General features: G+C 74.1%; 7 protein-coding genes and 1 riboswitch. Of the genes, 2 read left to right on the top strand and 5 right to left on the bottom strand.

Features of this window, described 5'->3' with window-relative positions:
- A partial coding sequence (locus BN12_RS13550; RefSeq protein ID WP_048553224.1) for a hypothetical protein occupies positions 1-575 on the top strand: 575 nt, incomplete at its 5' end.
- A gap of 112 nt (positions 576-687) precedes the next feature.
- Here the strand turns inward: BN12_RS13550 and BN12_RS26170 are convergent.
- Together BN12_RS26170 and BN12_RS13540 are read right to left on the bottom strand one after the other, a co-directional pair.
- Positions 688-3,237 carry an ATP-binding cassette domain-containing protein gene (locus BN12_RS26170; RefSeq protein WP_235432404.1) on the bottom strand — a complete coding sequence of 850 codons (2,550 nt, stop codon included), beginning with the start codon at positions 3,235-3,237 and terminating at the stop codon, positions 688-690.
- Positions 3,224-3,883 (bottom strand): ECF transporter S component, encoded by a 660-nt coding sequence (locus BN12_RS13540; protein ID WP_048553222.1) that lies wholly within the window; start codon positions 3,881-3,883, stop codon positions 3,224-3,226. Before BN12_RS13540 ends, BN12_RS26170 begins: the two co-directional genes overlap by 14 nt.
- Positions 3,877-3,979: riboswitch (TPP riboswitch) on the bottom strand. (Overlaps the previous gene by 7 nt.)
- 120 nt (positions 3,980-4,099) lie before the next feature.
- Here BN12_RS13540 and BN12_RS13535 point away from each other — a divergent pair.
- The gene (locus tag BN12_RS13535) at positions 4,100-4,378 is read left to right on the top strand and encodes a DUF4235 domain-containing protein (RefSeq protein WP_048553221.1); all 279 of its coding nucleotides are present in this window, start codon (positions 4,100-4,102) and stop codon (positions 4,376-4,378) included.
- Between the two features lie 51 nt (positions 4,379-4,429).
- On the opposite strand, the gene hutI is transcribed toward BN12_RS13535, so the two are convergent.
- The 3 genes from hutI to BN12_RS13520 are packed head-to-tail and all read right to left on the bottom strand — an operon-like array spanning position 4,430 to position 8,219.
- Positions 4,430-5,608: an imidazolonepropionase gene (gene hutI, locus BN12_RS13530; RefSeq protein WP_048553220.1), complete on the bottom strand. Its 1,179-nt coding sequence runs from the start codon at positions 5,606-5,608 to the stop codon at positions 4,430-4,432.
- Positions 5,605-6,930, bottom strand: a complete 1,326-nt coding sequence (locus BN12_RS13525; RefSeq protein ID WP_048553218.1) for a formimidoylglutamate deiminase — start codon at positions 6,928-6,930, stop codon at positions 5,605-5,607. Before BN12_RS13525 ends, hutI begins: the two co-directional genes overlap by 4 nt.
- Positions 6,927-8,219 carry an allantoate amidohydrolase gene (locus BN12_RS13520; RefSeq protein WP_407667795.1) on the bottom strand — a complete coding sequence of 431 codons (1,293 nt, stop codon included), beginning with the start codon at positions 8,217-8,219 and terminating at the stop codon, positions 6,927-6,929. Before BN12_RS13520 ends, BN12_RS13525 begins: the two co-directional genes overlap by 4 nt.
- Positions 8,220-8,789 lie beyond the last annotated feature (570 nt).

Here is an 8,789-nt window from a genome sequence, read left to right as displayed (position 1 = left end):
CGGCAGGCCGGGTCGAGCCGGTGAGCCGGCTCGCGGCCTATCAGCACGCCGTCGGCGCGGCCCTGCGGAACGGGTCGGTCCGCGCCGGCGGCGGTCCATCCACGGACGACGGAAATGGCGTGGCCGGCGGGAGCGAGCTGCGGGGGGCGGAGATCATGCGCTGGTCGGTCCACCAGTGGGCGGCCGCGCAGCTGCGCAACGTGTGCCCCCTCACGGCGACCCTCCTCCTGCTCCACGGTCGGTATGCGGGGTGCGTCGCCGACCACCTGGCCCGGCCCGGTCGGCGCCCCGCGATCCACCCGTGGGGACTCGCCTTCCTCGAAGCGCTCGCCGACGAGGAGGACCCCATGGTCGCGGACGTCGCACGTCTCGAACACGCGATGACCGCGCCCGCCCCGGCTCGGCTGCCCCTGCCCGATCCGTGGATCTGGACCCGTTCACCCGAGGCCGTCCTCCTCCAGCTCGCCTGTGGTGGCCACCCGTCGCGGCTGCCCCTCCTCGAGCGTCCCGTCCAGGTCCGCCGCGGCCCGAACGGCCACCTCCTCACCGATCCGGTGGCCGTGGCCGGATCGTGAAGAGCTTGTGGGGAAACTGGTGCGCGTCATAGCTCTGGTTACCTTCCCCACAAGCGATCGTGGGCCCCGCCGTCCGCCACCCCGGACCCGCCACCGGCCGTCTCGACCCGGATCAGGCCGACGCGAGGACGACGGCCACGGCGACCGGCAGCAGCCAGGCGAGGACGAGCAGGAGGTCCGCGCGGCGCCACGGGGCCGCGGCATACCAGGTCCGGCGCTGCGCGGTGGCGAAGCCCCGGGCGTCCATCGCGACAGCGAGCTGCGCCGCCTCCCCGAGGGCCCGGACGAGCAGCCCCATCGTCATCGCGGACAGCGCCCCGACGACGGCTCGGGGTGACCGGGTGCCACCGATGCCCCGCACCCGGCGGGCCCTGCTGATCTCCCCCCACACGGCGCCGAAGGAGTTGACCCGCTGGAGGGCCGCGGCGAGGGCGACGACCGGGCGGGCCGGCAGGTGCAGTCGCTGACCGAGCTGGTCGCCGAGGACGTCAGGGTCGACGTAGGCGAGGAGGAAGGCCGCGGGGAGGACGATGAGGACGACCCGCAGTCCGGCCGTGCCGGCGACCTCGAGGTCCCGATGCCCGAGCAGCCACGTCGACCACCCGACCGACAGCGCTCCGATCGCCGCGGGGATCATCCGGACGCCGACCCGGGCGAGCCGGCCGCGCGGAGGTGCGCCGCTGCCGGGCGCCCACAGCCCGACGCCGCCGATGACGACCATGGCGAGCACGACGAGGAGGGATGCCTGCCACGTGGGGGAGACGATGCCGGCAGGTATGCCGAGGAGCGAGGCGCCGAGGAGCGCGAGGGGCCCGCAGCGGGAGACGAGAGGACGCCGGGTGGTCGCGGAGGGTGGACCTGCAGGCGCGGGTGGGTCAGGAGGGGGTGGCAGCGCGGAAACGCTGGGCACGTCGGGCGAGGAGTCCACCGGCCCGGAGAGCGCGGGAGAGGACGGCCTGGGCCGCGTCGGCCCGGGGAGAGCCGGAAGGCGACCGGGAGGCGTTGGCGACGCCGCGCGGGCCGCCCCGCTGAGTCGTGACGAGGGGCTGCTCGCCGGTGGCAACGCCGCCGCAGCCGCGGCGCCGAGCCGGACCACGTCGTCGGCTCGGGCGACGACGGCGTCGTCGTGGGTGGAGACGACGACGGCGCCGCCTGCCTCGCGGAACGCCTCGACGACGCCGAGGACGGCCGCCCAGGTGAGCCGGTCCTGGCCGACCGTCGGCTCATCGGCGAGGAGGGTCGCCGGCTGGTGGACGACCGCCGCGGCCATCGCGAGCCGGCGCTGCTCGCCGCCGGACAGCTGGCGGGGGTCGGCGTCGAGGAGGTCGCCGAGGCCGAGGGACTCCAGGAGCGCGAGGGCCCGGGGCCGGGCCACGGCGTCGGCGAGCCCCACGGCACGCGCCGACACGAGGGCCTCGTCGAGGACGGTTCGGGCGACGATCGTCGACGACGACCACTGCGGCACCCAGGCGACCTGCCGGGCCAGCTCACGGCTGGGTACATCGGTCGCCGGAGCCTCCCCGGCGGTGTGGTCGACGAGTCCCGCGAGGGCGAGGAGCAGCGTCGACTTCCCCGAGCCGCTCGGCCCCACGAGCGCGGTCGTCCGGCCGGCCCGCGCGGATGCCGTCACGCCGTCGACGGCGAGGACGGCGCGCTCCTCTCCCATGATCGTGCGAGTCACCCGTTCCACCCGCACGTCCCGCACGCCCCGCAGCTCGGCCCCGCCGAACTCGCCCCGCACCGCGGCCCCGCCGACCTCGCCCCGCACCGCGGGCCCGCCGACCCGGCCCCGTGGCTCGGTCCCCTCGCCCGAGCGCTGGTCGAACATCCCCGACGGGATCCGCAAGGGCTCGGGATCGGGCACCCCGGGGACCCAGATGCCCTGAGCCGCAAGGCTGTCCGCATGGATCTGGAGAACCTCACCCGGGCAGCCGTCCGCGACGATCCCCCCGGCGCGGTCGAGGACGAGGAGCCGGTCGACGAGATCGAGCCACGGACCGAGGCGATGCTCCACGACGACGACGGTGAGTCCCCGGTCGCGGGTGACCTCGTCGACGACGGCGCGCACGGAGGCGGCATTGTCGGGGTCGAGCATCGCCGTCGGCTCGTCGAGGAGGAGGACGCGAGGCCGGAGCGCCAGCGCCCCCGCGATCGCGAGCCGCTGCGTCTCGCCGCCGGAGAGGGCCGACGTCGGCGTGTCCGCGGGCTTGTCGAGGCGGACCGCCCGGAGCGACTCGGCGACGACCCGCGGCATACCGGTTCGGTCCGCACCGACGTTCTCCAGCCCGAAGGCGACGTCGCGGCCCACGGTCGCCGACACGATGCCCGCCCCCGGCTCCTGGAGGACCATCCCGACCATCCCAGCGGAGCTGCCGGCCGGCATACCGTCGATTGTCACGGCGCCCGTGCGCTCACCGGAGTCCGCGGTCTCCAGCAGCCCGCCGACGGCCCGCAGGAGGGTGGACTTGCCCGCTCCGGACGGCCCGACGAGCAGGACCCGCTGGCCGGCCGGGATGGTCAGCGTGAGGTCGCGCAGGACGGGGTCGCGACGGCCGTAGGGCCGCCAGGTCAGCCCCGAGACCTCGACGAGACCTCCGTCGCGGCGCCGGGCCGCTCCCTGCACCGGCCCGGATGCCGCGACGGCGGGGTCAGTGCAGGCCACCGGCCTCGCGGGCCTCCTGCCCGGGCGGAAACGCTCCGAGCGCTCCGGCGCGGGCGAGGGCTCTCGTGAGCAGCCACCCGAGGCCCCCCGCGATGACAGCTCCGGAGACGACGAGGATGCCGCCGTAGGCGAGCTTCCAGCCCCACGTCCAGTCGGTCCAGTAGGTGAACCACTCGTAGACGACCTCGAAGGGCGCCGACAGAGCCCCGGCGAGCAGGGCCGCGCCGATCCCGAACGAGGTGTAGCCGAGCAGGAGGAACCCCAGCTCGGCGCCCGCGCCCTGGAGCACGCCCGAGACGAAGGTCGCCGTGCCCCACTGGGTTCCGGGGAGCATCTCGACGAGCGCGGCGACGACCTCGCAGAGGATGGCCGCGCCGGGCCGCCGGACGACAAGGCCGCCGACGACGCCGGCCATGAGCCACGGCGCCCCGGTGATGCCCTGGAGCGGTGGGAAGAGCCCGCCGAGCACGGTGGACGGCCCCTGGTAGAGCAGGCTCCAGCCCCAGTAGGCGATGCCGAGGGCGGCGCCGAGGAAGACGACGGTGAGGATGTCGACCGTTCGCCACCCGAGGAGTGGCGGGGTCGCACGGATGCTCCGCGTGCGCCGAGCGGCGGGAGACGCGGAGGTGGATCGGATACTGCTCATCAGGATCGACTCCCTACGCCGGTGCTAACCGGATCAGGTGAAAGGGTCTGCGGTCACCCGCACTCTCAGCGCTCGCGCGCTCCCCTGTCGTGGACACCCACAGGATACCTCACCCACGCGCCAGGAGGGCGGCCCCTCCATGTGGCAGGGTTGCTCTTGACGCCACGGCTCGGACGTGGCGGAGCGGTGACGGCGGAGCACTGACGGGAGAGACACATGGGTTCGGCAGCGTGGCGCATCCTCGGCACCGGCTCGGCGGTCCTGGCGGGCATCGTCGCCGGGAAGATCGTCGACACCATCTGGGAGCGGTCCGGTCACGACAAGGGCATCGACCCGACGAACCCCGAGGTCCCCTTCCGACAGGCTCTCCTGTATGCCGCGTGCACCGGTCTCGCAGTCGGGCTCGCCCGGACGTTCGCGACGCGCAAGGCGGCCCAGCTGTATGCCCGCTCGGCGGGCCACCTGCCGGCCGAGATGCGCACCGACGAGGTCTGAGCCGCACACCGAACGGTCGGCGCCGGGCGTTCAGAGGTCGAAGGCTCGCGTTCAGAGGTCGAAGGCTCGGGCGATCGGCACGCCGGGGCGGTAGGCGAGGTGGAGGTAGGACGGCGCGTCGAGCACCGTGAGGTCCGCGGCGCGACCCACCTCGACGCGGCCGATGTCGTCGCGGCGCAGCGCCTTCGCGCCGCCGGCCGTCGCGGCATACAGGGCCTCCGCCGGCGTCATGCCCATCTCGCGGACGGCGAGCGCGATGACGAAGGGCATGGACGTCGTGTTGCACGTCCCCGGGTTGCAGTCCGAGGCGAGGGCGACGTCGAGCCCGGCGTCGAGGAGGCGCCGGGCGTCGACCCACGGCATCCGCGTGGAGAACTCGACGCCGGGCAGGAGGGTCGCGCTCGTCGTCCCGGCGGCCCCGGCGAGGGCCTCGACGTCGTCGTCGGACAGGAAGGTGCAGTGGTCGACGCTCGCCGCGCCGAGCTCCACGGCCAGCTGCGCCCCAGGTCCCGGGCCGAGCTGGTTGCCGTGGACCCGGAGCAGGAGCCCGGCCGCGGCGCACGCCTCGAGGACGGCACGGGACTCCTCGCCGTCGAAGGCGTGGGCCGAGTTCGGCTCGCAGAAGACGTCGGCCCAGCGGGCGAGGGGTGCGCAGGCGTCGAGCATCGGCCCGGTGACGAGGTCGAGGTATGCGGCGCGGTCCGTCGCATACGCCGGTGGCACGACGTGCGCCCCGAGGAACGTCGTCTCCGGCGTCACCTCGAGCGCGAGCCGCAACAGGCGCGCCTCCGCCTCGACGGTCAGTCCGTAGCCGCCCTTGACCTCGATGGTCGTCGTCCCCTGGCTGCGCAGCTCGGCGAGCCGTTTCGCGAGGAGCGCCCGGAGCTCGTCGTCGCCCGCCGCCGCGGTCGCCGAGACGGTCGTCGCGATGCCGCCTCCGTCGTATGCCGCGCCGGTCATCCGGGCGGCGAACTCCGCACTCCGGTCGCCGGCGAAGACGAGATGGGAGTGGCTGTCGACGAAGCCCGGCACGACGGCGCGTCCGCCGACGTCCACGACGGCGTCGCAGTCCGGGGCCTCGCGGCCGGCGCCGACCCACGTGATGACGCCGTCCTCGACGACGACCGCGGCGTCGGTCAGCAGACCGAGCCGGTCGGGTCCGACGTGGTCGTCGACGTCACTGCGACACGTCGTCAGCTCGGCGATGCCCGTCACGAGAGTGCTGGTCATGGGGTGGTCCTCAACAGGTTGAGCGCCTCGGAGAGGAGCTGGTCGACAGGGCCGAAGCGGTGCCTGCCCTCGACGACGACGGGGCGACCGCCGACGACGACGTAGCTCACGTCGGGCCCGGTCGCCGTGAGGAGCACCTGGCCGGGCCGGCTGCCGGCGGTGCGCAGGGTGTCGAGCCGGACGACGACGAAGTCGGCGAGCGCCCCGACGCACAGCGCACCACCGTCGTACCAGCCGAGCGACGCGTAGCCGGCGGCACTCGCGGATGTCATGAGGTCGGGCAGCGAGAACCGGCCGCGCTCGTTGCTGATGAGGCGCTCGTGCATCTCCAGGCCGCGGATCTCCTCGAAGGGGTCGATGACGGCGTTCTGGTCGGATCCCAGCGAGAGGTGGACGCCCGCGTCGTGGAAGCGACGAGCGGGCCCGATGCCGTCGGCGAGGTCCCGCTCGGTCGTCGGGCAGAAGCACACCGTCGCGCCCGCGTCGCGAAGGATCTCGACGTCCTCGTCCTCGACGTTCGTCGCGTGCACCGCCGTGAAGCGGTCGGTCACGAGACCGGCGTCGGCGAGGAGCGCGGTGGGCGACATGCCGTAGAACGCCTGCGCCGCGACGTTCTCGGCGATCTGCTCGCTCACGTGGGCATGGACCACCCGGCCGTCGACGACGTCGGCGAGCTCCTTGAGCGCCGACCGGGGAACGCCCCGGACCGAGTGGGCTGCCGCCCCGATCCGGACCGTGTCGGTGTCCTGCAGCCGGGAGACTCGGTCGGCCCAGGCGTCGACGTCGCCGTCGCCGAACCGCAGCTGGATCTCGTCGAGGGCGTGGTGGCCGTCGCCGCCCAGTCCGCCGGTGAGATAGCACGTGTCGAGGAGGGTGAGCCGGATGCCGACGTCCTCGGCGGCCTGGATGACGGCCCGGCCCATCGCGTTGGGGTCGTCGTAGCGGGCGCCCTTCGGGCCGTGGTGGAGGTAGTGGAACTCGCCGACGGCGGTGTACCCCGCCAGCGCCATCTCCGCGAACACGGCGCGGGCCAGCGCGAGGTAGGTGTCCGGTGTCAACCGCTGCGCGACGGCATACATGACCTCCCGCCAGGTCCAGAAGTCGCCACCGCCGTCGTGGGTCCGGCCGCGCAGGGCCCGGTGGAAGGCATGGCTGTGGCCGTTGGCGAGGCCGGGCAGGACCATCCCCTCGAGGACGACGTCCTTGGGCTGCGGGCGGGTGCGCGGCTGGATCTCGGTGAACCGTCCGTCGGTGACGGTGATCCGGACGCTCGACGCGACACCGGTGGGCAGGAACGCGTGGTCGACCCAGTACGTCGTCATCGGGCGCCCCCTGCGAGGTCCTCGAGGACGCTCGTGAGCGCCTCGACGCCGGCCACACAGTCAGCGGGGTCGGCCCACTCCTGCGGGGAGTGCGACACCCCGGTCGGGTTGCGGACGAAGAGCATCGCGCTGCGGACTCCCGCGTTCGCGAGGATGCCGGCGTCGTGCCCCGCCCCGGTCCCGAGGACGGGTATGCCACCGAGGCGGGTCGCGAGCCTGCGGACGAGTCCGGGGTCGAAGGCCGTCGTCGGGGTCCACGACTCCTCGGTGACGACACCCCCGTGCTGCTCGGCGACGGCCCTGACGTCCTGGACCGCGGCGCGCACGGCATCCGCGTCGGCGCCGCGCGCATCGAGCCAGCCGGTCACGTGACTGGGGATGGCGTTGACGCCGCCGGGCGTGACGGCGACCTTCCCGACCGTCGCGACGCAGCCCCTCGCCTCGGCGGCGCTCCGGGCGGCGAGGACGGTCGCGGCATACCCGAGCATGGCGTCCTCGCGGTCGGCCAGCCGCGTCGTGCCGGCATGGTTCGCCTCGCCCGCGAGGTCGACGCGCCAGCGGCCGTGCGGCCAGATGTCGCTGCCGACGGCCACCGGTGTCTCCTCGTCGAGGAGGTCGAGGGCCCGGCCCTGCTCGACGTGGAGCTCGACGAAGGTCCCGATGCGGCGGAGGGTCTCCGGGTCGGGGCCGAGGGCGTCGGGGTTCCGGCCGGCGGCCCGGAGCGCCTCGGCCATCGAGGTGCCGTCGGCGTCGGTGAGGGAGCGGGCCCGGTCCGCGGTCATCGCCCCGGTGATGACCCGGGACCCGGCGCACGCGACGCCGAAGCGGGCCCCCTCCTCGTCGACGAAGTTGACGATGCCGATGGGGCGATGGGGCTCGAACCCCTTGGCGCGCAGCGCGTCGATCGCGAGGAGCGCGCTGACGACACCGAGCGGTCCGTCGAAGGCGCCGCCGTCGGGCACGGAGTCGAGGTGCGATCCGGTGACGATCCCCTTGCCCCCGCCCCTCTCGTTCCCGCCCCTCTTGTTCCCGCCGGCCGGCGCCGCGTCGGGGTCGCCCCACCACGCCCACTGGTTGCCCATCCGGTCCGTCGTCAGGTCCAGCCCACGAGCCCGGCACTCCGCCGCGAACCACTCGCGCAGGTCATGGTCCTCGCGGGTCCAGGCGAACCGGCGGTAGCCCCCGCTCCGTCCGTCGCGACCCACCGGCTCGAGGGCCGCCCACATCGCGGCGAACCGCGTGCGCAGATCCGCGAGGGCAGGCGCGTCCGGTCGGGGCGTCGTCGTCACGCCACCATTGGACCGCATCCGGACCGGCTGCGCCGTCGAGGAGGAGGGATTGTCATCTGGTATGCGAGACACCCACCTGGGCTGGACCACATCGGGGCCTCATCGAGCAGCGTGTCGGGCGCTCCCATCAGTTTCGTCGAGCGGGCGTGTCGGCCCCCGGCGCTGGATTTGGTCGAGGAGATCCGCCCCCACCCGGCCGCGTCACCAAGTACCTCGACCCGGCCCAGCGCAGCTCAGTGGAGGTAACCCGAGACCACCACAGCGTCGCTCGACACCTCGACCCCGCCCCGCCCCCTGCGGTCGAGGTATCCAGCAACCATCCCCATGTCATTCCCTACCTCGACCGCGTCCGGGCTACCGGGATCGAGGTATCCAGCCACCATCCCAGCGTCACCAAGTACCTCGACCCGGCCCAGCGCTGCTCAGTGAAGGTAACCCGAGACCACCACAGCGTCGCTCGACACCTCGACCCCGCCCCGCCCCTGCGGTCGAGGTATTCAGCCACCACCCGCCACGTCGCTCCATACCTCGACTCGACTCCGCTCCTCGACCCAATCCCGCCCAGCGCGC

Origin of the sequence: Nostocoides japonicum T1-X7, assembly GCF_001046855.1 — a bacterium.
GTDB lineage: Bacteria > Actinomycetota > Actinomycetes > Actinomycetales > Dermatophilaceae > Nostocoides > Nostocoides japonicum.
This window is presented reverse-complemented; position numbering and strand designations above follow the sequence as displayed.

Coding starts and splice junctions, on each gene's coding strand:
- BN12_RS13525 (WP_048553218.1), bottom strand. CDS start 6,930: ATGACGACGTACTGGGTCGACCACGCGTTCCTGCCCACCGGTGTCGCG.
- hutI (WP_048553220.1), bottom strand. CDS start 5,608: ATGACCAGCACTCTCGTGACGGGCATCGCCGAGCTGACGACGTGTCGC.
- BN12_RS13535 (WP_048553221.1), top strand. CDS start 4,100: ATGGGTTCGGCAGCGTGGCGCATCCTCGGCACCGGCTCGGCGGTCCTG.
- BN12_RS13540 (WP_048553222.1), bottom strand. CDS start 3,883: ATGAGCAGTATCCGATCCACCTCCGCGTCTCCCGCCGCTCGGCGCACG.